23 protein-coding genes are annotated in these 24942 nt (G+C 72.1%); 14 read left to right on the forward strand and 9 right to left on the reverse strand.

Translation table 11 applies throughout. The features are described from left to right. Positions 1-19: 19 nt before the first annotated feature. Together gdhA and AC1DCT_RS16705 are read right to left on the reverse strand one after the other, a co-directional pair. Entirely contained in the window at positions 20-1336 is a 1317-nt protein-coding gene (gene gdhA, locus AC1DCT_RS16700; protein WP_477430513.1) for an NADP-specific glutamate dehydrogenase, read from the reverse strand. A gap of 207 nt (positions 1337-1543) precedes the next feature. Then, on the reverse strand, positions 1544-4138 hold the full coding sequence (locus AC1DCT_RS16705; RefSeq protein WP_477430514.1) for a phosphoenolpyruvate carboxylase: 2595 nt from the start codon (positions 4136-4138) through the stop codon (positions 1544-1546). 189 nt (positions 4139-4327) lie between these two features. On the opposite strand from AC1DCT_RS16705, the gene AC1DCT_RS16710 reads away from it, so the two are divergent. From AC1DCT_RS16710 to AC1DCT_RS16725, 4 genes are all read left to right on the forward strand, one after another. Beyond that, the gene (locus AC1DCT_RS16710) at positions 4328-5542 is read left to right on the forward strand and encodes a Na+/H+ antiporter NhaA (RefSeq protein ID WP_477430390.1); all 1215 of its coding nucleotides are present in this window, start codon (positions 4328-4330) and stop codon (positions 5540-5542) included. After that, the gene (locus AC1DCT_RS16715) at positions 5532-6263 is read left to right on the forward strand and encodes a nucleoside triphosphate pyrophosphohydrolase (protein WP_477384176.1); all 732 of its coding nucleotides are present in this window, start codon (positions 5532-5534) and stop codon (positions 6261-6263) included. Before AC1DCT_RS16710 ends, AC1DCT_RS16715 begins: the two co-directional genes overlap by 11 nt. A 48-nt stretch (positions 6264-6311) precedes the next feature. Beyond that, complete coding sequence (locus AC1DCT_RS16720; protein WP_477430515.1) at positions 6312-7580, forward strand: histidine--tRNA ligase; 1269 nt, start codon at positions 6312-6314, stop codon at positions 7578-7580. A gap of 67 nt (positions 7581-7647) precedes the next feature. Beyond that, on the forward strand, positions 7648-8502 hold the full coding sequence (locus AC1DCT_RS16725; RefSeq protein ID WP_440732360.1) for an SGNH/GDSL hydrolase family protein: 855 nt from the start codon (positions 7648-7650) through the stop codon (positions 8500-8502). On the opposite strand, the gene AC1DCT_RS16730 is transcribed toward AC1DCT_RS16725, so the two are convergent. Continuing rightward, entirely contained in the window at positions 8483-9007 is a 525-nt protein-coding gene (locus tag AC1DCT_RS16730) for a VOC family protein (protein WP_477230817.1), read from the reverse strand. The two genes, AC1DCT_RS16725 and AC1DCT_RS16730, sit on opposite strands and share 20 nt — an antisense overlap. A gap of 114 nt (positions 9008-9121) precedes the next feature. Between AC1DCT_RS16730 and AC1DCT_RS16735 the strand changes: the two genes are divergently transcribed. Further along, positions 9122-9910 carry a helix-turn-helix domain-containing protein gene (locus AC1DCT_RS16735; RefSeq protein WP_477430391.1) on the forward strand — a complete coding sequence of 263 codons (789 nt, stop codon included), beginning with the start codon at positions 9122-9124 and terminating at the stop codon, positions 9908-9910. Here AC1DCT_RS16735 and AC1DCT_RS16740 read toward each other — a convergent pair. Genes AC1DCT_RS16740 through AC1DCT_RS16760 form a run of 5 tightly spaced genes read right to left on the reverse strand, consistent with a single transcriptional unit; the run spans position 9864 to position 16104 of the window. Then, positions 9864-11114: an APC family permease gene (locus AC1DCT_RS16740; protein WP_477430392.1), complete on the reverse strand. Its 1251-nt coding sequence runs from the start codon at positions 11112-11114 to the stop codon at positions 9864-9866. The genes AC1DCT_RS16735 and AC1DCT_RS16740 overlap by 47 nt on opposite strands. Before the next feature lie 4 nt (positions 11115-11118). Next, the gene (locus tag AC1DCT_RS16745; protein WP_477430393.1) at positions 11119-12783 is read right to left on the reverse strand and encodes a CocE/NonD family hydrolase; all 1665 of its coding nucleotides are present in this window, start codon (positions 12781-12783) and stop codon (positions 11119-11121) included. Further along, a complete protein-coding gene (locus AC1DCT_RS16750; RefSeq protein WP_477430394.1) occupies positions 12780-14078 on the reverse strand; it encodes an MFS transporter in 1299 nt (432 codons plus the stop codon). Before AC1DCT_RS16750 ends, AC1DCT_RS16745 begins: the two co-directional genes overlap by 4 nt. After that, positions 14078-15106 carry an alpha/beta hydrolase fold domain-containing protein gene (locus AC1DCT_RS16755; RefSeq protein WP_477430395.1) on the reverse strand — a complete coding sequence of 343 codons (1029 nt, stop codon included), beginning with the start codon at positions 15104-15106 and terminating at the stop codon, positions 14078-14080. The genes AC1DCT_RS16750 and AC1DCT_RS16755 overlap by 1 nt, the downstream gene beginning before the upstream one ends. After that, positions 15103-16104, reverse strand: coding sequence for an alpha/beta hydrolase (locus tag AC1DCT_RS16760; RefSeq protein WP_477430396.1), 1002 nt, complete (start codon positions 16102-16104; stop codon positions 15103-15105). Before AC1DCT_RS16760 ends, AC1DCT_RS16755 begins: the two co-directional genes overlap by 4 nt. A gap of 73 nt (positions 16105-16177) precedes the next feature. On the opposite strand from AC1DCT_RS16760, the gene AC1DCT_RS16765 reads away from it, so the two are divergent. Further along, positions 16178-17179: a LacI family DNA-binding transcriptional regulator gene (locus AC1DCT_RS16765; RefSeq protein WP_477430397.1), complete on the forward strand. Its 1002-nt coding sequence runs from the start codon at positions 16178-16180 to the stop codon at positions 17177-17179. Here AC1DCT_RS16765 and AC1DCT_RS16770 read toward each other — a convergent pair. After that, positions 17160-17630 carry a DUF4442 domain-containing protein gene (locus AC1DCT_RS16770; protein ID WP_477430398.1) on the reverse strand — a complete coding sequence of 157 codons (471 nt, stop codon included), beginning with the start codon at positions 17628-17630 and terminating at the stop codon, positions 17160-17162. The two genes, AC1DCT_RS16765 and AC1DCT_RS16770, sit on opposite strands and share 20 nt — an antisense overlap. 101 nt (positions 17631-17731) lie before the next feature. On the opposite strand from AC1DCT_RS16770, the gene AC1DCT_RS16775 reads away from it, so the two are divergent. The 8 genes from AC1DCT_RS16775 (at position 17732) to AC1DCT_RS16810 (ending at position 24908) form a co-directional block, all read left to right on the forward strand. After that, on the forward strand, positions 17732-18079 hold the full coding sequence (locus tag AC1DCT_RS16775) for a GntR family transcriptional regulator (protein ID WP_440732350.1): 348 nt from the start codon (positions 17732-17734) through the stop codon (positions 18077-18079). 12 nt (positions 18080-18091) lie between these two features. Further along, the gene (locus AC1DCT_RS16780; protein ID WP_477430399.1) at positions 18092-19180 is read left to right on the forward strand and encodes a DUF1648 domain-containing protein; all 1089 of its coding nucleotides are present in this window, start codon (positions 18092-18094) and stop codon (positions 19178-19180) included. Continuing rightward, on the forward strand, positions 19177-20259 hold the full coding sequence (locus AC1DCT_RS16785; protein ID WP_477430400.1) for a lysostaphin resistance A-like protein: 1083 nt from the start codon (positions 19177-19179) through the stop codon (positions 20257-20259). The genes AC1DCT_RS16780 and AC1DCT_RS16785 overlap by 4 nt, the downstream gene beginning before the upstream one ends. 31 nt (positions 20260-20290) lie before the next feature. After that, a complete protein-coding gene (locus AC1DCT_RS16790) occupies positions 20291-20959 on the forward strand; it encodes an O-methyltransferase (RefSeq protein ID WP_477430401.1) in 669 nt (222 codons plus the stop codon). Between the two features lie 133 nt (positions 20960-21092). Then, the gene (locus AC1DCT_RS16795; RefSeq protein WP_440732453.1) at positions 21093-21623 is read left to right on the forward strand and encodes a PH domain-containing protein; all 531 of its coding nucleotides are present in this window, start codon (positions 21093-21095) and stop codon (positions 21621-21623) included. A 90-nt stretch (positions 21624-21713) separates the two neighbouring features. Next, positions 21714-22838, forward strand: a complete 1125-nt coding sequence (locus AC1DCT_RS16800) for a 5-(carboxyamino)imidazole ribonucleotide synthase (RefSeq protein WP_477430402.1) — start codon at positions 21714-21716, stop codon at positions 22836-22838. A 148-nt stretch (positions 22839-22986) separates the two neighbouring features. Next, entirely contained in the window at positions 22987-23454 is a 468-nt protein-coding gene (gene purE, locus AC1DCT_RS16805) for a 5-(carboxyamino)imidazole ribonucleotide mutase (protein WP_440732452.1), read from the forward strand. A gap of 5 nt (positions 23455-23459) precedes the next feature. Beyond that, positions 23460-24908, forward strand: coding sequence for an LCP family protein (locus AC1DCT_RS16810; protein ID WP_441976786.1), 1449 nt, complete (start codon positions 23460-23462; stop codon positions 24906-24908). The last annotated feature ends 34 nt before the right edge of the window (positions 24909-24942 follow it).

Below are 24942 nucleotides of genomic sequence, written 5' to 3' on the forward strand. Positions count from 1 at the left end.
CCGAGACGCGGAGCGAGGTTCAGATGACGCCCTGCGCGAGCATCGCGTTCGCGACCCGCTCGAAGCCGACGATGTTGGCACCGGCGACGTAGTCACCCGGCACGCCGTAGCGCTCGGCGGCGTCGAACGCGGCGCGGTGGATGTCGGCCATGATGTCGCGCAGCTTCTGCTCGCTGTCGTCGAAGCCCCAGCGCTGACGGGCCGCGTTCTGGCTCATCTCCAGAGCGGACGTCGCGACGCCGCCGGCATTCGCGGCCTTGCCGGGGGCGAACAGCACGCCCGCGTCCTGGAAGGCCGCGACGGCCTCGGGCGTCGACGGCATGTTGGCACCCTCGGAGACGGCGCGCACGCCGTTCGCGATCAGGGCCGCTGCGCCTGTGCCGTCCAGCTCGTTCTGCGTGGCGGAGGGCACGGCGATGTCCACCGGCACCTCCCACACGGAACCGCCCTCGATGAAGCGGGCCCCGGGGCGGCGCCTGGCGTACTCGACGATGCGTCCGCGCTCGATTTCCTTGATCTGGCGGAGAAGGTCCACATCGATGCCGGCATCGTCGACGACGTATCCGGAGGAGTCGGACGCGGTCACGGCGACGGCCCCCAGCTGCGCGGCCTTCTGGATCGCGTAGATCGCGACATTGCCGGATCCGGAGATGCCGACGCGCCTGCCCTCGAGGGACTCGCCGTGCACGGCCAGCATCTCCTGCGCGAAGAAGACCGCGCCGTAGCCGGTCGCCTCGGTGCGCACCTGCGCTCCGCCCCAGCCGATGCCCTTGCCGGTGAACATGCCGGACTCGTGCCGGTTGGTGATCTTGCGGTACTGGCCGAACAGGTAGCCGATCTCGCGGCCGCCCACGCCGATGTCTCCGGCGGGGACGTCGGTGTGCTCGCCGAGGTGACGGTACAGCTCGTTCATGAAGGACTGGCAGAACCGCATGATCTCGGCATCGCTGCGACCGTGCGGGTCGAAGTTCGAGCCGCCCTTGCCGCCGCCGATGCCCTGACCGGTGAGCGCGTTCTTGAAGATCTGCTCGAAGCCGAGGAATTTGATGATCGAGAGGTTCACCGACGGGTGGAAGCGCAGGCCGCCCTTGTACGGACCCAGCACGGAGGAGTACTGCACGCGGTATCCGCGGTTCACCTGCACCTTGCCGTGGTCGTCGACCCACGGCACCCGGAAGATCACCTGGCGCTCCGGCTCGACGAGACGCTCGAGCACCCCGGCGTCGACGTACTCGGGGTGACGCTCGAGCACAGGTCCGATGGAGTGCAGCACCTCGTGCAGGGCCTGGTGGAATTCGGGTTCGTTCGGGTTCAGGGCGAGGACGTCCTCGAACACGGGCTGGGCGAGCGGGGAGAGGGGATGGAAGTCGGTGCGTGCGGGGTCGCTGATGGTGTCGGTCACTCGGGATGCTTTCAGACGGGGATGCGGAGAGGAGCGCGGGTGATCGTGTCGTGCGCAGACAGCCGGATGCGGCAGATTCCTCACTCTAACCCGCTCCGCAACCCAGCCTGGGCGGCGTGAACCCCGCGTGAGAAGCCCGGATCAGCCGGTGTTCTGCAGACCCGCGGCGACTCCGCTGACCGACAGCAGCAGCAGGCGCTGCAGGTCCGGATCCGGTGCGGGGGCCTGCTCGTCGGCGTCGCGGAGGCCACGCAGCGCCCGCAGCTGAAGGAGCGAGAGCGCGTCCACATAGGGGCTGCGCATCGCGACCGCTCGCTGCAGGATCGGCTTGTTCTCCAGCAGGCGCTCGCCGCCGGTGAGGCGGATGACCCAGGAGCGGGTGAGCTCCATCTCCTCGAGCACGAGCGCGGCCAGGTCGTCGCGATCGCCGAGACCGAGGTAGCGGCGGGCGATGCGCGGATCCGTCTTGGCGAGGCTCATCGCGACGTTGTCGACCATCGTGCGCAGCAGTGGCCACTCCTGGTACGCGGTGCGCAGCAGTTCCTCGTCGCCGACGGCCTCGAGAGCCGTGCCCAGGCCGAACCAGCCGGCGAGGTTGATCCGGGCCTGCGTCCAGGCGAACACCCACGGGATCGCCCTGAGGTCCTCGAGGGACTCGACGGACAGGCCGCGGCGGGCCGGGCGGGAGCCGAGCGCGAGAAGTCCGATCTCCTCCATCGGCGTCACCGTGGCGAACCACGGGGCGAAGCCCTCCGCCTTCACGAGCGAGAAGAACCGATCGCGCGAGGCGCGGTCCATGGTGGCCGCGACGCCGGCGAACCGTTCGGCGGCGGTGCTGTTGCGCTGCTCGACGCCGGGGGAGGACGCGAGCAGGGTCGCCGCCGTCACCTGGTCGATGTGGCGCATCGCGATCGCGGGCTCGCCGTACCGCGCGAAGATGACCTCGCCCTGCTCGGTGAGCTTGAATCGGCCGTCCACGGAGTGCGGCGGCTGAGCCAGGATCGCGGAGTTCGCGGGGCCGCCGCCACGGCCGAGGGCGCCGCCGCGACCGTGGAACAGGGTGAGCTCGATGTTCTCGCGCTGCGCCCAGGCGGCGATCTCTGCCTGCGCCTCGTACAGGGCGAGATTCGCGGCCACCGGGCCGACGTCCTTGGAGGAGTCGGAGTACCCGAGCATGACCTCCAGGCGCCGGCCGGTCGCCGCCAGCCGAGCCGCGAAGGCCGGGTGGTCGACGATCTCGGCGAGGATCCCCGGCGCCGCCTGCAGGTCGGCGAAAGTCTCGAACAACGGCACCACGTCGAGCACGGGCCCGTCGTCGGCGCTCGCGTACTGCGCGAGGCGGTGCACGTTCGCGAGGTCCTGAGCCGACTGCGTGAACGAGACGACATAGCGCCCCGCCGCGCGCGGCCCGTAGGTGCGCTGGATCTCGCGGACGGCGCGGAAGACCGCCAGCACCTCCTCGGTCTCGGCGCTGAGGGAACCGGATCCGCCCGCGGCAGCGTCGAGCTCGGCGAGCGCACGCGCGTGCACCTGCGAGTGTTGCCGCACCTCGAGCTCGGCGAGGTGGAAGCCGTACGTCTCCACCTGCCAGATGAGGTGCTGCATCCCGCCGAACGCGTGCCGGCGTGCGCCGGCCGTGTCGAGCGACGACTGCACGGTGCGCAGATCCGCGAGCAGCTGCTCCGGATCCGCGTAGCCGCCCTCATCCCCGCGGCGGGTGACCGCGACGCGATGCGCGAGCAGCAGCAGGATCCGGCGATGCGGCTCGGAGGGGGAGCGAGTGGCGACTTCGCCCGCGACATCGGGGTGCGTGGCCTGCAGCGCATCCCACAGCGCCGTCGCCGCCGCGGAGGGCGGCGTGCCCTCGGCATCGAGCGTCAGCGTGCGGCCGATCCGCTCGATCGCCCGCTCGAGTCCACGCAGCACGTGGTCGGCCGCGATCGCGGCGGCCTCGCGGGTCACGGCGGCCGTGACGAACGGATTGCCGTCGCGGTCGCCGCCGACCCAGGTGCCGATGCGCACGAAGGCCGGGACGATGGGGGCGGAGGATCCGGACTGCTCGCCGCGCAGCACGTCGTCGATGCGGCGGTACACGTGCGGGACGGTGGTGAACAGCGTCTCGTCGAAGACGCTCATGACCGTGCGCACCTCGTCGGTCGGCGCCGGCTTCTGCGCCCGCAGCGGTGCGGTGCGCCAGAGGGTGTCGACCTCCTCGAGCATGCGCCGGTGTGCGCGGTGCGCCTCGGGGGTGCCCTCGGCTGCGGCGTCATGCGCGCTCAGCAGCTCGGCGAGGCGCCGGATGCTGGAGGACACCGCGCGACGGCGGGCCTCGGTGGGATGCGCTGTGAACACAGGGTGGAATCGCAGCGCACCCAGCCGGCGGCGGGCCTCGTCCTCGCCGACCTCGCCGCTCAGCTGCGCGAAGGCGCCGGCGACCGTGTCGGTGGAGGTGGGGTCCTCGCCGCGATCGCGGAGCACGCGCACGCGCTGGTGCTCCTCGGCGAGGTTCACGAGGTGGAAGTAGGCGGTGAAGGCCCTGGCGACCTCGTCGGCGCGCTGCACCGAGAACTCCTCGGCGATGCGGGTCGCGCGGTCGAAGGCCTCGGCGGACTCGTCGGTGTACGCCTCGATCGTGGCCTGACGCAGGCGCTCGACGTCGTCGAACAGGTCGTCGCCGCCGGATTCGCGCAGGACCTGGCCGAGCAGCGCGCCGAGCATGCGCACATCGGCGCGCATCGCCTCGGGCAGCTCGCGCCCTGCCTCGAACCGGCCGACGATGCGGATGGCTTCGGTATGGGTTGTGTCGGGGGTCACGATTCGAGCGTAAACCGATGCTGCGCAGGCGACGACCGCGTGACGTCCCGCGGCGACCTCTTGAAGTGGGAAGGGGGGATCGCTGAGGAGGGGCGCGATACGGTGGAGGGGATGAGCCGCACCAGTCGCCTTCTGAGGTCCCCGCAGTTCCCCGCGATCCTGCTGCTGGCGACCGCGGGGCTCGGGCTGCTCCTCGCGAACCTTCCCACGCACGACGCGATCGCCGGAGTGCTCGGCGCGCACTTCGGGATCCCCGGCACGGCTCTGGACCTCTCGGTGTCGCACTGGGTGTCGGACGGCGTGCTCGCGATCTTCTTCTTCGTCGTCGCGCTCGAGCTCCAGTACGAGCTCACCCGCGGCGAGCTGAACAGCGTGCGCGTGGCGATCCAGCCTGCGATCGCCGCCGCGGGCGGCATCCTGGTGCCGATCGCCCTGTACCTGTGGATCGCCGGCTCGGATCCGAGCGCGGCCGGCTGGCCGATCCCGACCGCGACCGACATCGCCTTCGCGCTCGGCGTGCTCGCCGTGTTCGGACGCGGTCTGCCCTCGGCGGTGCGCGCCTTCCTGCTTGCGCTCGCGATCCTCGACGACATCGTCGGGATCGTGTTCATCGCCGTGCTGTTCGCGCACGGGCTGAACCTGCTGCTGCTCGGTCTCGGCGTGCTCGCGGTCATTGTGTTCGCCGTGCTGAGCCGTCGCCTGCGCGGGTCCGCCACCCCGGTCGTGGCCGTGCTGATGGCGATCGTCGGCGTGGTCGCCTGGGGGCTGTTCGCCGCCTCCGGCGTGCACGCCACGATCGCGGGCGTCATGCTGGGCCTGGTGATGGCGCCCCGGGCCGCGGATCCGATCCGTCATGCGCTGGAACCCTGGGTCAACGGGCTGGTGCTGCCGCTGTTCGCCTTCGTGGCGGCGTTCGTGGTCATCCCGCAGGTGCCGCTGGAGGAACTCTCTCCGGCGTTCTTCGCGATCCTCGTGGCGCTGCCGGTCGGCAAGCTGATCGGCATCGGCGCGTTCGGCGCCCTCGCGCAGCTGATCCGCCCGCGGGGCGCGCCTCCGGCGATCCGCTTCCCCGACGTGCTCGCGGCCGGAGCACTGGGCGGCATCGGATTCACGGTCTCGCTGCTGCTGGCGAATCTCGCCTTCGCGGGGGATGCCGCGGTGAAGGACCAGGCGATCCTCGCGGTGCTGCTGGGGTCGGTGATCGCGCTGGTGGTCGCCGCCGTGCTGGTCTCGTGGCGGGCGAAGGTGCACCGTGCGATCGGCGATGCGGAGGACGACGAGCCGGACGAGGATGAGGACGAGGAGGCGTACGGGGATGAGCGCTGATCGGGAGTCCCCTGCCGAGACGGATCCGCTGCGCGCCGCCGCGGAGGTCATGCGGCAGGTGCGGGAGAAGTGCGTCTGGTCGCAGGCCATGACCCATCGCGAACTCGTGCCGTACCTCGTGGAGGAATCGGCCGAACTCATCGACGCCGTCGAGCGCGAGGACCGCGCGGAACTCCGCGAAGAGCTCGGCGACCTGCTCTGGCAGGTGCTGTTCCACGCGGCGATCGCGGCGCAGGATCCGGCGGATCCGTTCGACATCGACGACGTCGCGCGCACCCTGACCGAGAAGATGACCCGGCGCCACCCGCACGTGTTCGGCAACGCGATCGCCCGCACGCCGGAGGAGGTGCTGGTGCACTGGAACGCCGCCAAGGCCGCGGAGAAGCATGATCGCCGCAGCGTGCTGGACGGCATCCCTCCCGGAATGCCCGCGCTCGCCCGGGCGCAGAAGATCCTGGGCCGCGCCGCGAAGGCGCACGTCGAGGTCTCCGAGGATCCGTCCGCGTCCGGGCACGAGGAGGCCCCGCCGGCGATCGTCGGCCCGACCCCCGCGCCCCCCACGGAGCCCGCTCCGCTCACCGAGGCCGAACTCGGCGAGCAGCTGCTGACTCTCGTCGTGGCGGCTCGCGCCCACGGCTGGGATGCCGAGCGCGCCCTGCGCGAGCGCATCAGGATCCTCGAGGACGAGGTGCGCGCCGCGGAGGGATCAGAGCCGGCCTGAGGGACCTGGAAGAATGGATCCGTGGCAACGGTCAATCCTCCGCGCGGGATGCGCGACTTCCTCCCCGCCGACAGGGCGCGTCGTGAGCGTGTGCTCTCCGTCATCCGGGAGCGCTACCGCGCTCATGGGTTCGACGAGATCGAGACGCCCGTCGTGGAGGAGTACGACCGGCTGCACGCCGGGATCGGCGGCGACAACGAGAAGCTGTCCTTCAACATCCTGCGCCGCGGCCTGGACGCCGACGCGATCAGCGCGGCGGCGGAGGACCCGGCCGCCCTCAGCGACCTGGGCCTGCGCTACGACCTGACGGTTCCGCTCGCGCGCTTCTACGCGACCAACCGCGGTCAGCTGCCCGGAGTGTTCCGCTCGATCCAGATCGGGCCGGTCTGGCGTGCCGAGCGGCCGCAGAAGGGCCGCTATCGCCAGTTCGTGCAGTGCGACATCGACATCATCGGCGACGACTCGGCGCGTGCCGAGGCCGAGCTCATCGTCGCCTCGCTCGACACGATCGACGCCCTCGGGCTCACGGGTGGCATGGTGCGCGTGAACGACCGCCGCGCCCTCGACTGGATGCTCGATGCGTTCGGATTCACCGAGGACGAGCGTCCGGGAGTGCTCATCACGATCGACAAGCTCGACAAGATCGGCACCGACGGCATCGTCGCGGAGCTGCGCGAGCGCGGTGCGACGGTGGCCGCCGTGGACGCGTTCGAGGCGTTCCTGCATCGCCCGCAGACCCTCGAGTACAACCCCTACGGCGAACGGCAGATCCGCAAGGCGCTGCCCGAAGGCGTTCCGGACGACCTCGTCGCGCACCTGGTCGGCCTCGGCGAGGCCGTTGCCGCCGCCCGCCCCGCCGTCGAGGGCATCGATCCGATCCCGCTGCAGTTCGACCCGTTCCTGGTGCGCGGCATGGGCTACTACACGGGCACGATCATGGAGCTCGCGCACCCGTCGGTGTCGTACTCGCTGGGCGGTGGCGGCCGCTACGACGGCATGATCGGGCGCTTCCTCGGGCAGCAGGTGCCGGCCGTCGGCTTCTCGATCGGCTTCGAGCGGATCGTGGATCTGTTGGAGTCCGCCGACGACACGGCGGGGCAGGCCGTGGTGCTCGTGCACGATGCCGACGTACCCGTCGCCGAGCTCGTCGCGCACAAGGCGGCGCTCATCGCGGGCGGCGCCAGGGTGCGGCTGGAGCGGCGCACGAAGAACCTCAAGGCGCTCCTGGAGCGCGCGGCGTCCGACGGGTACACGGCGTTCGCGGCCGTGCGCGCGGGCGACGCGTCCGACGCGCTCGAGGTCAAGCCGCTGTCCTGAGGCGCCCGTCGCCTCTGCGTCCACGGCCGGTCACGCGCCGTTCATGTCGATGCGATCTGATCGGCGTATGGACGCTGCTGATCGCCGTCGGGCCGGGTCCCGAGGCGTGCCGGTGGGGCTTCTCGGAGCCGCCGGGCTCGCGATCGCCGGATCCGCCGTCGCCGTGCCGCTGGCGCTGCGGCGACAGGCGCGTATCGCTCGGCGTCGCATCGGCAAGCCGCTGGGAGAAGACGCGATCGACGCCGACCGCGTCTGGCGGCGGGGCCTGTCCGGGGAGCCGATCGAGCTGCTCGTGCTCGGCGACTCGCTTGCGGCCGGTCTGGGCGCCGAGCGGCGCAAGGACACGCTGGGCGGGCGGCTCGCCAAGGGCGTCGCCCGGCGGACGCGTCGGCCGGTGCGGCTGCGTACGGTCGCGATCGTCGGATCCGAGTCGCCGGATCTGGACGCTCAGCTCGCGTCGCTCGAGACGGACTATCTGCCGCACGTCGCGGTGATCGTCGTCGGCGGCAACGACGTGACCCACCGGATCCCGGTCACCCTCTCGGTGCAGCATCTCGAGGACGCGATCGGCTGGTTGCACGCGCTCGGAGCGAGCGTCGTGGTCGGCACCTGCCCCGACCTCGGGGCGCTGCGGGCCGTTCCGCAGCCGCTGCGGTCGATCGCCTCGCGGATGTCACGGCGACTGGCCGCGGCGCAGGCCCAGGCCGCCATCGAGCACGGCGCCACCGCGGTCGATCTGCGGCGCGCGGTCGGGCCGATGTTCTTCGATGAGCCTGAGGAGATGTTCAGCCTGGATCGGTTCCACCCGAGCGCCCTCGGCTACCGCCGCACTGCGGAAGCGCTGCTGCCCGCGGTGACGGCGGCGGCCGAGGAGGCCTCGGTGAACGCGGCCGGCGGAGCGCTCAGCTCTCCGGTGCGGTGAACGAGGCGGCCCATTCGGCCACGCGGGCCGTGCTCTCGGACTCGGAGAGGTCCTCGACGCGCGTCATGATCGACCAGCGCACGCCGAACGGATCCCGGATGCTCGCGTAGCGGTCGCCCGAGACGAACGTGGACGGCGCCTCGCGAACCGTCGCACCGGCCGCCACCGCGCGTTCGACGACCGTGTCGACGTCGGGCACGTAGAGGCCCATCGAGTAGCAGTCGGCGTCGCCGGCGGGGGCCGAGACGAGCCCGTACTCGGGGTTGGGATCGCCGAGCTGCAGCACGCCGAGACCGAAGTCGAGGTCGGCGTGCGCGACCACGCCGCCGAACTCGGTGATGTCGACGACGCGCGCGCCGAAGATGTCGCGGTAGAACTCGATCGCGGACCGGGAGTCGGGGATGGCCAGGAACGGGGTCAGGGACGTGGCCGAGTTCGGGCGGCCGTTCGTCGTGTATTCGCCGGTGACGCCGGTGGTCGCTGTGGTGGGGGTGTGTTCGCTCATGACCACGAGGCTAGGGGGCGACGGGAGACGGTTCTTGGAGATTCGCGCCACGTTCGGCCGGGGGCCCCGCGCGGCCCATCACCGGATGTCCGCGACGCCTTCTAGGCTCGGGGAATGGTCGATCCGACGCGCGGCGTGCTGTATCCGGCGCGCCTGCCGCAGTTCCACCGCCTTCCGCCGCCGGCGGAGGCCGCCGAGCTCGTGGAGTGGTGCTGGATCCCCGAGTGGGACATCGAGCCGGGCCGTTCGTCGCGTCAGGACCTCGTGTCGTTCCCTGCTCTGAACCTGGTCGTCGAGAGCGGGGGAACGGTGCTGTCGGGCGCGACGACCCGAGCCAGCTCCCGGGAGCTGACCGGCAAGGGGTGGGCCGTCGGCGCGCTGCTGCGGCCGGCCGCGGCGGCCGCGCTGACCGAGACGCCCTCCGCCCTGCTCGACCGGGCGGAGGCGTACCCGGCACCGGGGCTGGCGGAGGCGGTCGCAGGCGCGATGACTTCGGGGGAAGGGCATCGGGAGCGGGCTGTCGCGCTGCTGTGCGCCTGGCTGCGTGAGCGCGTGGGCGAGGTCACGGCGCCGGCCCGGCACGCGAACGCCATGGCGGAGCTGCTCATGTCCGATCCCGACGTGCGCAGCCCCGAGCAGGCGGCGGCCCGTCTCGCCGTCTCGGTGCGCACCCTGCAGCGCATGGCGCACCGCCACGTGGGTCTGTCTCCGGCCGCCATGATCCGGCGCCGGCGCCTGCAGGAGGCGGCGGAGCGGATCCGCTCCGATCCCGGCACGGATCTCGCGACCGTCGCTGTCGAGCTCGGCTACGCGGATCAGTCGCATCTCGCCAACGATTTCCGCGCGGTGCTGGGCTTCACCCCGTCGGCGTATCGCGCCGACGCCGGTCCCGTCCGAGCCTGATCGCCCGCACGCCGACGCCCACGAGGACCACGCCCGCTCCGATCATCACCGAGGACACCGGCAGCGACGCAGCCAGAGCCACGCAGCCGATCGCTCCGAGCACCTGCAGCGGTTTCGGATACCGGCGCGCGGCCCCACCCTGCTGGAGCGCGGCGGCGTTCGCGACGAAGTAGTACAGCAGCACGCCGAACGACGAGAACCCGATCGCTCCGCGCAGGTCCGCGACGAGCACGACCGCCACCACGACCGCACCGGCGGCCAGCTGCGCACGCCGCGGGACGTGATGCCGCGGAGCCACGGCGGTGAGGGAGCGGGGGAGGTCGCGTTCCCGAGCCATGGCGAGCGAGGTGCGACCGATCCCGGAGAGAAGGGCGAGCAGCGCGCCGGTGGCGGCCGTAGCGGCGGCGATCCGCACGGCGGGCGCCGCGCGGGGCCAGCCGGCAGCGGTGACGACGTCGGCGAGGGGCGCGGATGAGCTCTCGGCTGCGCCGCCGAGCGTCAGCACGACCGCACCGCCGATGAGCACGTAGATGACGAGTGCGGACGCGAGTGCGATGCCGATCGCCCGCGGGATGGCGCGCGACGGGTCCCGCACCTCCTCGCCCATGGTCGCGATGCGCGCGTACCCGGCGAAGGCGAAGAACAGCAGCCCCGCGGCCTGGAGCACGCCGTAGGGGGAGCCAGGCGGGAGGGGCGCGGGCGCGGCGTGCGGCAGTGCGGTCCCCGCGGCGGCCAGCACCACGATCAACCCGAGCAGGGTCACAGCCACGAGCACTTGGGTGACGCGAGCGGTGCGGGTCACCCCGACGCAGGTGACGGCGGTCAGGGCCGTGACCGCCGCGACCGCGACCGGCTTCTGCCACCCTGCCGGAGCCACGTACGCGGCGACAGTCATCGCCATGGCGGCGCAGCTCGCGAGCTTGCCGATCACGAAGCACCAGCCGGCGACGAAGCCCCACCACGGTCCGAGCTCCGCCCGACCGTACGCGTAGGTGCCGCCCGAGACCGGGTGCACGGCCGCGAGCTGCGCGGACGAGGTGGCGTTGCAGAACGCCACGATCCCGGCCAGCAGCAGCGCGACGAACACGCCGGATCCGGCGGCTCCGAGCGCCGGACCCCAGACGGTGAAGACACCGGCGCCGATCATGGATCCGAGGCCGATCGCGACGGCGTCGGCGAGGGTCAGTCGGCGGGCGAGCGGCATCCCGTCATCGTGGCACGCCGCGGTGAACGGCGGGTGCCGTGCCCTCCGGAAGCGGCAGCGAGAGCACCGCGGGCGTCGCAGCGCAGAGGAAGAGCGTCTGCGTGCTGGCCACCAGGCGCGAGTGGTCGCGCACCGGATCCGCCGTGCCCGGATTGCGCAGATGCAGGGGGTGCGCGCCCCAGGACACCTGCACGCGGAGGCGGCTGCCCGCGACGAAGCGATGCGCGATCGGTGCGAGCGCGACCCGGACCCGGCGCGGCTCGCCGGGCGCGGCCTCCGGGGAGAGCCGCAGGTAGCCGTCGGTGACGGTGCGCGAGGTCCCCCGCGCGTCCACTTCGCACAGGCGCACGAAGACGTCGACCCGGGGATTCGTGGAGGCGAGCGTGAGCGCGATCTCCGCCGAGCCCATGACCAGCAGCGGATCCGGGAGCGGCTCGCCCGTGAACAGCAGCACGTCCTCGCGGCTCTCGCGACGTCGCTGATCGCGGCGCCCGGCGCTGAACGGATTGAGCGTGCGGCCGCCGGCATCGGGCGTGGGATCGGCGGGGTCGTAGCGAGACGTCAGCGCGCCCTCCGCGTGGGCGGTCCCCAGCGCGACGAGACGGCCGTCCGCGGTCAGCTCCACCGGATGCGGCGCGCTCGGCGGCGGCCAGTCGGCCAGATCCCGCCAGCCGCCGCCCCCGCTTATCTCGACGCGCACCGGGGCGGCCTCGGGCTCGCCCTCGAGGGCCTGCAGCGCCTCGCGCACCCCGATCACCGTGATCTCGGGAGCGCCGTGGATCCAGTCGCCCACGATCAGGCGCGTCCGTACGCCGGCCCCCTGCAGCGCGGCGTGGTCCTGCAGCTGGCCGACGAGGAAGAGGTCCTGCCACCCCGCCATGAGCGTGACGGGAGGCACCGCCGCGGGATCGGAGGCGAAGTGCAGCGGATCCCACCAGGGATCCCCGGGATCGCTGTGCTCGACCCAGTCGCGGAAGAACTGCGGGTTGTCGCCCAGCGCCGCGGGCACGGCCTGGGACGGCGGCACCGTGCGCGCTCCCCGTGCGAGGGCGCTGCGCGCTCGCAGCAGCCTCCACAGACGCGCCGGCAGCCGGCGCTCCTGCAGGCCGAGCGCGTACGCCCACGCGAGCGGCGTGTCGATCGAGAAGCCGCGACCGAGGTAGAGGATCGCCTCGTCGAAGCGCCGGGCCGACACCGCGATGCCCATCGCGTCGGGTCGGAGCGCGCCGTCGCAGTACGCCCACTGCGTCACCCCGAAGTAGCTGCCGCCCCAGGAGTGCACGAGACCCGTCGCCCACGGCTGTGCGCGCAGCCACCGCAGCGTCGCCTGCCCGTCGGCGGCCTCGTCGTGCAGAGGCCGGAAGTCGCCGCCGGAGCCGAAGGTGCCCCGGCAGCTCTGCACCACCACATGATGCCCGCGTTCGGCGAGGAAGCGCGCCACGGCGGCGACGCCGTTCCGGGCGTAGGGCGTGCGGATGAGCACCGTGTGCGGGCCCGCGTCCTCGGCCGCCCAGTGGTCGGTGAGCAGCGGGACGCCGTCGTCCGCGGGCACCGCGATGCCGCAGGTCCGGTGCACGCCCGCGTGGGTGCGCGGCGGCATGCCGGGAGCCGCGCGCAGCCGGCGGTACTCGGCGCGCGCCGTCCAGGGGAGCCGGTCGTCCCTCCTCATCGCACGGCCTTGACCCGGGTGACGGCGAAGGCCGCGAACAGCGCCATCACGACCGCACCCGCGTAGAGCGCCACGAAGTTCTCACCCGTGGGCGAGCCGATGCGCGTCACGAAGAAGGCGAACACCGGCACCAGGATGCCCGGGAGCAGGTAGGCGAGCGCCACGATGCCGAGGTCCTTGCCTGCGTCCTCGGTCGAGGGCAGGCACTCGGTCATGAGCGCGACGTCGGCGGCGATGTAGGCCCCCTGCCCGGCGCCGACGATCGCGATCCCGATCAGGAAGAAGGCGACGTCGCGCACCGCGACGGCGACGACGAGTCCGACTGCGCTCGTGAGCGCTCCGATCACGACGGTCGGCTTGCGCCGTCCGGTGCGGTCCGAGATGACGCCGAAGACGAACGCCAGCACGAGGTTCATGATCGTGAACGCCGCCGTGGCCTGCGTCTGGACGGCGGCGATCTGCGCCGGGTCGTCGATGCCGAAGCGGCTGGAGATCGTGAGGTAGAGGTAGCTGGTCACCGACACGATGGAGGCGGTCATGAAGAAGCGGCAGATCCAGGCCCACGCGAAGTCGGGGTAGCGGCGCGGACTCAGCCAGAACGTCTCGATCACCCCGCGCCCGTCGAGCGGCGCCGCGGGGACCGTGCGGTGCAGGTCGTGCAGGGCGAAGAAGAGGGTGCTCGCGAGCACGACGGCGATGCCGCCCGGGATGAGGAAGATTCCGATCTGTCCCGTGCCCGCGACAGTGCCGGCCAGCGCGACGCCGCCGAAGATGCCCACGGTGGTGGCGGCGCCCGTCACGGCGGACATGATCGCACGGATGCGGCGGCGGATCTGGTCGGCGAAGAGCGTGTGGATCGTCATCGACACGGCGCCCCACCCGACCAGCACGAGTACCGCGCCCGCGCCGAGCAGCAGGAGCGAGGTGGCGAACGCCTGCAGGAGGTATCCGATCGCGGCGATGAGCACGCCCGCCGCGATCCAGGGGCGGCGGATGCCGAGGCGTGAGAGCGAGCGGTCGCTGAGACGCCCGAAGATCGGGGTGGTGACGAGGATCGCCGCGCCGCCTGCGGTCAGCACGATGCTGAGGTTGCCCGTCGCCTGGTCGGGATCCCACTCCTTGAGGAGCTGCGGCACGGCGACGCCGGCCACGCCCTGGGCGATGCCGGTCGCGAGCCAGGTGAGGACGAACGCGATCCAGAACCACCAGGTCTGGCGCTCGCCGGGCACGGCGTCGTCGCCGGGTGCGGGCGTGGACGGCAGGGGGATCACAGGATCTGCGGCATGGGTGGACATCATCGTCTCCCTCTCGGGTAGGTGGTCGGGTGCGGGTGCGGGTGCGGGTGCGGGTGCGGGGGCGGGGGCTCGGACGCGTAGGCGGCGGCGAGCTCGGCGACGAACACATCGCGCCAGTCGCGGGCGCCCTGCCAGGCGGTGAGCCCGGGGGAGCCGTGCACGTGGCCCGCGCCGATGCGGAGGGTCACCGGGACGTCCGCGTCCTGCAGGGCGCGGGCGTAGGCGACGGCGCCGTCGCGGAGCGGATCGAACTCGGCGGCGAGGATGAGCGCCGGAGCGAGGTCCCGATGATCGGCAGCGTCGAGCGGCGAGCACTCCGCGAGCGGGGCGCCCGCGCGGTAGAGGTCGGCGAGGAGTTCGGCACCGTCCATGCCTGAGGCCCGACGTCGCCGCGCGGAGAGGCCGCTGAGAGGGCGCAGCGTGGCAGGCAGCACCTCGAGCGCCTGATGGTGCAGCCGACGGCCGGCGTCCCTCTCCCGGAGGGCGGCGGAGGCCGCGATCGTGGCTCCGGCGGAGTTGCCTCCGATGCCGAGTCGGTCCGGGTCGATGCCCAGCTCGCCCGCCCGCGCGCGCAGGTCGGCGAGGGCCGCGACGGCGTCGTCGACGGGGGCGGGGAAGGGGTGCTCCGGCGTGAGGCGGTACTCGAGCGACACGATCTGCACCGCGGAGCGCAGGGCGCGGTCCGCGGTCGTGCTCTCGTTGAGGACCTCGTCGATCGTGCCCGCGATCCAGCCTCCGCCGTGCAGCCACAGCATGGTCGGGAGAGGGCAGGACGCGCCCGCCGGGCGGAACCGCCGGGCGCGGAGGGGCCCAGCGACGCCGGTGAGCCGCAGTTCCTCCGCCTCCACTCCCGGGGGAGTCGGATCCGTGAACTCGGCGGCCAGCAGATCGCTCAGGATCCTGGCCGCCCGGCGATGCGCGGCGGGGTCGGGCGAGCCGTGCTCGGCGAGGTCGGCAATGATCTCGTCGATCCGGCGGAGCCAGGCTCGCACCGGTGCGTCGAGCGCGAGCGCGTCGGCGGCGCTCATGAGTGCGCCCGCAGCCGACGCAGCTCGGTCACGATCAGGCGGTGGGCGACGTCGGCGGCCGGGACGAATCCGGTCGCGCCCAGGGAACCGTGGGTCTGGCCGACGAACCGCACGGCGGTGACGTCGACTCCGGCCTCGGAGAGCGCCCTGGCGTACGCCTCGCCGTCGCCGCGGAGGGGATCGAGCTCGGAGGTGATGATGAGCGCCGGGGGAAGGCCGGCGTGGGAGTCGGCGAGCAGCGGCGAGGCGTACGGGTTTCGGGCCGCCTTCGCGTCGTCGCCGACGTACTGACGCACCAGCACCCGGCCGGCCTTGCGCACGATGACGCCGGGCATCCCCGCGCTGACGCCGCGCGCGTCGGCGTGCCCGATGGTGAGGTCGAGCGCCGGGTTCTCCAGCAGCTGCAGAGCGATCGGGTGCGCCGCCCGGTCGCGGTTCATGAGCGTCACCGCCGCGGCCAGGTCGCCTCCGGAGGACGCGCCGCCTACGGCGAGCCGGTCGGCGGATCCGCCCAGCTCCTCCGCGTGCGCCCAGGCCCATTCCCAGGCGCTCCAGCACTGCTCCGGCTGGGTGGGGAAGCGCTGCTCGGGCGCGTGGGCGTAGTCCGTGGCGACGATGATGATCCCCGCGTCGCGCGCCCGCTCGCGGAACCGTGCGTCCCACGAGACCCAGTCGATCCCGGCGATCGTGAAGCCTCCGCCGTAGAAGTACACGAGGATCGGGAGTCCCGCGCCCTGCGGGGCCGGTTCGGACCCGGGCCAGTAGACGCGCACCCGCACGTCGGGGTGGCCGGCGACGGGCACGGTGTGCTCCGAGGTGGCGGTGTCGAGAGGCGAGATCCCCAGGGCCGCGCTGACCGTGGTGTCGTTCTCACCGGCGACGCGGCGCCGCCCCGCGGGATCGCTCGGCTCGGGCGCGAGAAGAGCGGCGGTCCTCGCCTCATGCGCCGCGACGGCGCGGTCGAGCATCGGACGGCGGTAGCGGGAGCCTCTCGGCATCGGTCATCTCCTTCGACGGGCTGCGGACTAGTCTGAGCAATCGAAGAACTTCGATGAAGAGGGGATCCGAGCGATGCGCGCACGTCCGGGAAGGGTCACGATCTACGACGTCGCCGCGCGTGCCGGGGTGAGCATCTCGACAGTCTCGCTGGCGGTGAGCGCGCCGCACCGGGTGCGCCCGGAGACGCGCGAGCGGATCGTCGCGGCCGCCACCGCGCTCGGCTACCGGATGACGCAGGGGCGCCGTATCGGCGCATCCCGGATCGCGGTCGCCGCCCCCTTCACGAGCTACCCCTCCTACCTGCGCCGGCTCTCGGGGATGCTGCGGCGGGCGCGCGACGTCGCGGTGGACATCATCCCCTACGACCTGGATTCGGCGGCCGCGGCCGATGAGCCGCTGCTGGACGTGCTGCCGGCGCGCACCGACGCGTCGGGGCTCATCGTCATGGGCGTGCCTCTCGGCGGCGCCGCCCGCCGTGCGAGCAGAGCGGCGAGGATCCCGGTCGTCTACGTGGACGTCGTGCCGGCGAAGGGCGAGATCGGCGGCCCCGTCGTCCTCGTCGACGACCGGGACGGAGGCGAGCAGATCGGCCGCCACCTCGTCGGGCTCGGGCATCGCACGGCGCTGTTCGTGCACGAGCCGCAGCGCTCGCCGGCCTACGTGTCGGCCGGCATGCTGCGCATCGAGGGGCTGCAGCGTCACGTCTCTGTGGTGCCCGCGGCGGTGGACGGGCCGGCCGAGATCGACGAGCGGGTGCTGCAGGCCGCGCGCGATGCCGGGGCCACCGCCGTCGTCGCGAATCACGACCGGTTCGCGGCCGCCGTCCTCGACCTGCAGCGCTCCCGGCCGGAGAGCGAGAGACTGCCCGTCATCGGCTACGACGACGGCGAGCTGGCCGAGGGGCTCGGCCTGACCACCGTGCGGCAGCCGTTCGAGGAGAGCGGCCGCACGGCGCTGGAGCTCGCGCTCGGCCTGGTCGCGGGCACCTCGGGCTCACGGGACACCGTGCGCCTCGCGCCGACGCTGGTCGAGCGGGCCTCGAGCCTGCGCGGGGTCACACCCGGGCGGCGGTGACCCGCTTCTTCTCCCGGACGTAGACCTCGCGGCGCACGCGCGCCACGACGTCGCCATCGCGGTCGGTGATCTCGGTCTCGAACCATTCGAGCACCTTCGCGCCGCCGGCGGCGCGCGTCCGGATCTCGGCGACGCGCTCCGGCGGCACGTGGAAGCGTGCGGTGAGCACGCCGCGGCCTGGCTTGACGAACTCGATCTCACCGCGGGTGTCCCAGACCACGTAGTCGCGGCCCAGCTGGTGCATGACGAGCATGAAGAAGTACGGATCCGTCATCGCCTGCATGGATCCGCCGAACGCGGTCTTCACATAGTTGCGGGTGAAGACGTTCACGTGCAGCTCCACCGTCGCCCGCGTCCAGTCCGCGCTGAAGCCGCGCACCCTGATGCCGCTGAACAGGTTCGGGATCCACAGGCTCATGCCGACGGCCAGACGGCGGGGTGTGACGCGCATGCAGCCAGTCTTCCCGGGGTGCGCCGCAGGAAGGGAATCGACTGGATCTCTTCCACAATTGATCTAGTTGACATAGAATAACTGCACAGGAGGTGAGTCGGATGCTGATCCGTATCGATGCCGACAGTGCGCAGCCGCTGTTCGCGCAGATCGCGGCGTCCGTGCGCGCCGAGGTGCTCGCCGGACGCCTGCGTCCTGGCGACCGGCTCCCTGCCGCCCGTGAGCTGTCCGAGGCGGTCGACGTGAACGTGCACACCGTGTTGCGGGCGTACCAGGAGCTGCGGGACGAGGGGCTCGTCGACCTGCGCCGAGGGCGCGGCGCCGTGCTCTCCGCCTCTGCCGCGCCCCTCGCCGACCTCGCCGAGGACATCGGGGCGCTCGTCCGTCGCGGTGCAGTCCTGGGGATCAGCCCCGCGACGCTCGCCGCGTTGATCGCCGCCCAGGAATGAGGAGGATCCATCATGAACGCACGTTCCGCTCCTGCCGTGCAGGACGTGACCGCGATCCCGGAGCGCGACCTGCGCCGGGCGCGCCTGCTCGCGGTCTGCCTCGGCGCCGTGGTGCCGCTCGTGCTCTCCGGCGTCGTGCTGGCCCTGGTCCTCGTGTGGCTGCCTGAGTTGCCGTCGCCCGCCGCCACGCACTGGGGCCCGTCGGGCGTCGACGGCTTCGGACCGCCGGCGACCTTCGTCTGGCTGACGATCCTGCTCGGCTTCGCGCTGCCCGCGGCGCTCACGATCACGACCGTGATCGGCGTGCGCGACCACTGGGGCGGTGGCGCGAGACTCCTCGTGGGCATGGCTCTGGGCATCTCCGGGCTCAGCGCCGTGATCAATCTCGGCGCGGTCGGCACGCAGCGCGGTCTCGCCGATGCGAAGCACGCCGACGACCTCGGCGGCCTCATGCTGCTCGGATTCGGCGCGTTCGTCGTGCTGATCGGCATCGGCTGGCTGCTGCAGCCGCACATCCGCCCCGCTCCGGCCGCGCCGCTGCAGCCGGCCCACGTCGCCGCGATCACCCAGGGCGAGCGGGTGGTGTGGCTCGCCACCGCGTCGTTGTCTCGCCGGGCGATGATCCTCATTTCACTGCTCGTGGTGGTCGTCGTCGGTCTCACCGCGTTCATGGCGATCCGGTTCACCGACCGGATGTGGGTGCCGATTCTGACGCTCGTCCTCATCGGCGGCGCCTTCGCGTCGTCCGCGTCGTTCCGGGTGCGCGTCGGTCCGGACGGCTTCTCTGTGCGGTCGCAGATCGGCTTCCCCCGTGTGCACGTGCCGCTCGACGAGGTGGTGTCGGTGCGGGCTGTGGAGTGCAACCCGTTCGGCGAGTTCGGCGGCTTCGGCTGGCGGCTCGGCCTCGACGGGCGCACCGGGATCGTGCTGCGCCGGGGGCCCGCGATCGAGGTCGAGCGCCGGGGCAAGCGCCCGCTGGTCGTCACCGTCGACGGAGCGGCGGTCGGCGCCGCCGTGCTGCAGGCCTACCTGGAGCGCGACGCGTCGTCCGAGTCCACCCCACCCGATGGCGGAGCGGCCGACGGCGGGAGCAGATCATGAGCGCCGGCCTCGATGGCACGGCCCAGGCGAACGGCGCGGATGCGGAGCTCTCGGCCGACGTCCCGGTGCGCATCGGACTCGGCGCGATCGTGGCCTACGTCGTGCTCGCCTGCGGGCTGGCGTGGCTCGTGGTTCTGCCTCTGTGGCTGGGGGACGGGCTGCGAGAGCCCTATGCCCTCCCGCTGATGTCGGTGATGATGTACATGCCCGCGGTCGCTGTCGTGGTCGTGCTGCTCGTGTTGCGGCCGGTCCCGAAAGGGAAGCGACTGCGGTTCCTCGGTATGTGGCCGCTGCGCCCTGCGAAGCGCGTCATCTGGATGATGATGGTCGGCCTGCTGGTGCCGCCGCTGCTGGTGCTGGCGTCGACCATCGTCGCGACTCTGTGCGGCTGGCTCCGCGTGGATCTCGTCGGCTTCTCCGGATACACCCACCTGCTGGCGTCCGCGGTGCCCGCCGGCACCCCGCTGCCCCCGACCGTCGTGCTGATCGCCGCGCAGGCGGCGAGCATCCCGGTCGCGGCCGCCACGATCAACGCGGTCGCCGCGTTCGGCGAGGAGCTCGGCTGGCGCGGTTTCCTCGTTCCGGCACTGCGTCGTTTCGGGACGTGGGCGTCCCTGCTCGTCAGCGGCGTGATCTGGGGCGTGTGGCACGCGCCGATCATCCTGCTCGGCTACAACTTCGGCCGTACCGATGTCAGCGGCGTGCTGCTGATGACCGGCGGCTGCGTCGTGCTGGGAGTGCTGTTCGGCTGGCTGCGGCTGCGTTCCGCGTCGATCTGGCCTGCGGTGTTCGCCCACGGCGCCTTCAACGCATCGGCCGCGATGTACCTCTGGTTCGTCGCTGCGGGATCGGCGCCGGATCCGGCGCTCGTCCTGCCCCTCGGCGTCTCCGGCTGGATCGTCGGCGCCGTGGTCATCCTCGTCCTGATCCTCAGCGGGCAGTTCCGCCGGCAGCCCGCGCTCGCCGCGGACCGGCCGCGGACGATGCCGGCGCCGTTCCCGGGGCCTTCCGTCGACGACCCGCGGGGCGCGGGGACGACCGCGGACGCGACGACCGGATCGGATCCGGATCGGTCTTGATCGCGGTCTGCTCAGGCGCGAAGCTGGGCGCATGGCTGAACCGAACCTCGCGAACTGGCGTGCTGCTGACGACTATCTGTCCGAGACCCTGGTCGGGCACGACCCCGCGCTGGAGGCTGCTCTGACCGCGCAGCAGGCGGCGGGGATGCCGGCGATCGAGGTCGCGCCGGTCAGCGGGAAGCTGCTGAACCTGCTGGTGCGGATCGCAGGCGCGCGCCGGGTCCTCGAGATCGGCACGCTCGGCGGCTACTCCACGATCTGGATGGCGCAGGCGGTGGGCGGCGGCGGACGCGTCGTCACCATCGAGGCGGAGCCGGACAACGCGGCGGTCGCGCGCGCGAGCATCGACGCAGCGGGCGTGGGGGAGCGCGTCGAGATCCGCATCGGGCGAGCCGCCGATGTGCTGCCGCAGCTCGAGGACGACGAGCCGTTCGACCTGATCTTCATCGACGCGGATAAGGAGTCGAACACGATCTACCTGGACTGGGCTGCACGCCTGGGGCGCCCTGGATCGGTGATCGTGGTCGACAACATCGGCCGCGACGGCGACATCATCGATCCGGCTTCCGCCGACTCCAAGGTGGTCGGTACGCGCGAGGGGCTCGAGATGCTCGGTCGAGATCCGCGCTTCGATGCGACGGCGCTGCAGACGGTCGGCGTGAAGGGCTGGGACGGCGTGGCGATCGCCCTCGTGGTCTGACGACGTCGCTTCCGCCTGTGGTCGGGATCGATCGGGCCCGCATCGGGACACACCCACCCCGGGCCGCGCGGATGCCGGTGTCGCGGGCCACAATGGACGCGTGACGCAACCGATGGGTCTGAGCGGGCGGCCGATGACGCCGCCGCCCGGCGTGCCCGCCGAAGAGCGACTCATCGCGCGTTTCCACCCGCACGCCCGGCACCTGCTCTGGTCGGCGCTCCTGCTCATCGCGGTGGCCGGCGCGACCGGGTACTTCACGAGCAATCTGCCGGCGCCGATCGCCGGATGGGCGAAGGATTGGATGCTGTGGGCGGCGGCCGGTGCGCTGGTGCTGCTGCTCGTCGTGGCACCGTTCCTCGTGTGGCTCTCACGCCGCGTGACGATCACGACCCGGCGGGTGATCGTGCGCGACGGGATCGGATCCCGCAACAGCACGGAGATGTCCCACGCCCGCGGATACACGATCACGGTGCGGCGCGGACCCCTGCAGCGTCTCGCCGGAGCCGGCACGATCCTGCTCTCGAACGGCGTGGATGCACCGCTGCGGATCCGCGACGTCCCGAATGTCGCGTTGGTGCAGGAGACCCTGGCGGACCAGGTCGAGGTGGGGCAGATCCTCGCGCACCGCGACGCCCAGGCCGCGCAGAACCCCTTCAGCGTCTGACACGACCGAGGCGCGACGCCCTGCGCTCTCGGCGGCGGCGATGATGGCTCGCCCGGTACGGAAGAATGGATCCCGAGGAACGGAGATCCGATGGCGTTGAGTGTGGGTGTGATCGGCGGCGGACAGCTGGCGCGGATGATGATCGCCCCAGCGGTCGAACTGGGTATCGACATCCGGGTGCTCGCGGAGGACGAGGGCATGTCGGCGCAGCTGGCCGCGACCGCCGTGGGCGACTACCGCGACCTCGACACCGTGCGCCGGTTCGCGGCGGACGTCGACGTGATCACGTTCGACCATGAGCACGTGCCGCAGGAGGTGCTTCGGGCCCTGGTCGCCGACGGCGTCGCCGTGCACCCCGGGCCCGACGCGCTGCGCTTCGCGCAGGACAAGCTCGACATGCGCGCCCGCCTCGCTGAGCTCGGCGCACCCCAACCCGACTGGGCGCGCGTCGCCGATGCCGGGGACCTGCAGGCGTTCCTGGACGCGCACGGCGGTCGCGGCGTCGTGAAGACGCCTCGCGGCGGCTATGACGGCAAGGGCGTGCGGGTGGTGGCCGCAGCCGACGAGGCGGCGGACTGGTTCTCGGCCCTCGTCGAGGGTGACGCCCTGCTCGTCGAGGAACTCGTGCCGTTCGTGCGCGAACTCGCACAGCAGGTCGCGCGGCGCCCGAACGGCGAGTCCGTGTCGTACCCCGTCGTGGAGACCGTGCAGAAGGGCGGGGTCTGCGCCGAGGTGATCGCCCCTGCACCGGGAGTCGACGCGGAGCACTTGGCTGAGGCAGCCCGGATCGGCCGGGAGATCGCCGAAGGGCTGGACGTGACCGGCATGCTCGCGGTCGAGCTGTTCCAGACCGAGGACGGCCGGATCCTCGTGAACGAGCTGGCCATGCGCCCGCACAACAGCGGCCACTGGAGCCAGGACGGCGCGGTGACCGGGCAGTTCGAGCAGCACCTGCGCGCCGTCGCCGACCTGCCGCTCGGGGAGACGACTCCGCACGCCGACTGGTCCGTCATGATCAACATCCTCGGCGGTCCCGAGTACGGGAGCATGCTCGACCGCGTTCCGGCCGCGCTCGCCGCGAGCCCGCACGCCAAGGTGCACACTTACGGCAAGGCCCCGCGCCCCGGACGCAAGGTCGGTCACGTGAACGCGAGCGGATCCGATCTCGACGCGGTGCTCGCCGAGGCCCGGGGCGCCGCGGCCGCATTCTCCTGAGAAACCGGGAGAGCGGCCTGAGCGGACGCCTTCCGGCGTTCTCGCCGGCCAGGGCGCGCCGCAGCGGGGTTCTCACAGGCCCCGCCCGTAGCCTGTACGGGTGACTGGGACACTGCACGCATCCGCCGCGCCCCTCGTCGGCGTGGTCATGGGATCAGACTCCGACTGGCGCGTGATGAGCGCCGCCTCCGAGGCGCTGACCGAGTTCGGCATCCCGCACGAGGTCGAGGTCGTCTCCGCGCACCGCACGCCGGAGAAGCTGCACCGCTACGGCACCGAGGCGCGTGAGCGCGGGCTCAAGGTCATCATCGCGGGAGCCGGGGGAGCCGCCCACCTGCCGGGCATGCTGGCCTCGGTCACGGCGCTGCCCGTGATCGGCGTACCCGTCCCGCTCGCCTACCTCGACGGCATGGACTCACTCCTGTCGATCGTGCAGATGCCCGCCGGCATTCCCGTCGCCACCGTCTCGATCGGCGGTGCGCGCAACGCGGGCATCCTCGCCGCGCGCATCCTCGGAACCGCGGATCCGGCCCTCGCCGACCGCGTCGAGTCGTACGCCCGCGACCTCGAGGCTCAGGTCGAGGAGAAGAACCGGCGGCTGAAGGACAGCCTGTGACCCAGATGCTCACCCGGCCCGGTGGGGTCTCCGCGCAGAGTGCGGGGCTGATCCGCACCCGCCCGATGCGCGATCCCGATTTCGGCTCGCCGGAGGTGATGACCCGCCGCGGATGGTGGCTGGTCGTGTTGAACGTGCTGATCCCCGGATCCGCGCAGGTGCTCGCGGGCAACCGCAGGCTCGGTCGATTCGGACTCGGCGCGACCCTGGCGATGTGGGCCCTGGTGATCGTGGGAGCGCTGACCGCGCTGCTCTGGCATCAGGCGCTGCTCTGGTTCACGGTCGGCGGCGGCTGGGTGAGCTGGATCGTGCTGAGCCTCATCCAGGTCCTGTGCTTCGCCTACATCGTGCTGTGGATCGTGCTGACCTTCGACGCGCTGCGCTTGGTGCGCCTGGTGCGCACCAGGAACTACGCAAAGATCGCGATCCCGCTGGTGGCGGTGCTGGTGCTGGGCCTGTGCGGCAGCGCCACGGCGTCCGCCGCGAACATCGTCGGATCCAGCCGCAACGCCATCAGCACGCTGTTCGGCTCGGGCGGGCCGAGCCTGCCGCCGAGCGACGGCTATTACAACGTGCTTCTGCTGGGCGCCGACAGTGGGCTCGGACGCGACTCGATGCGCTACGACAGCATCTCCGTGGTTTCCGTCAACGCCGAGACCGGCAAGACCACGATCTTCGGCATCCCGCGCGACATGCCCCACGTGCCGTTCGCGCCGGGACCGATGCACGACCTGTACCCCGACGGCCTGCAGGCGCACGACGACGAGGAGTGCGGCTGGGGGAGCGGCATCAACCAGCTCACCAATGCGGTCGAGACCTGCCACACAGGTCCGTCGCTCTACCCTGAGGCCACCAAGCACGGATCCCGTCCTGCGGTCGAGGCCACCAAGGATGCGGCCGAGGGCGTGCTCGGCATCAAGATCCCGTACTACGTGTTCCTCGACATGAACGACTTCGCGAAGCTCATCGACGCGCTCGGCGGCGTCGATATCAACGTCAAGGAACGGCTGCCCGAGGGCAACGTCCCGGAGTGGGGCGGTCCCGACAACGCCGAGGAATGGGCGACGGGCTGGATCGAGGCCGGCCAGCAGCACATGAACGGCGACACCGCTCAGTGGTACGCGCGCTCCCGTTACACGACGAGCGACTTCGACCGGATGCGCCGCCAGCGCGAGCTGCAGGATGCGCTGCTGAAGCAGTTCACGCCGCAGAACGTGCTCACGCACTTCAACGAGATCGCCGCGGCGGGCACGTCGGCGGTCGACACCGACCTGCCGCAGGACAAGCTGCCGGAGTTCTTCGACCTCATGGTGAAGGCGAAGCAACAGAAGCTCACCACGATCGATCTCACCCCGGCGAACGGTGTCGACGAGCTCGAACCGGACTGGAACGCGATCCACGCGATGGTCAAGGCGGCGCTGCACCCGGAGCCGTCACCGACGCCGACCGGCTGATCCCGCGCTCTGTGGAGCGCCTCAGGAACCGCCC

The sequence above is a fragment of the Microbacterium sp. 10L49 genome, assembly GCF_056395125.1.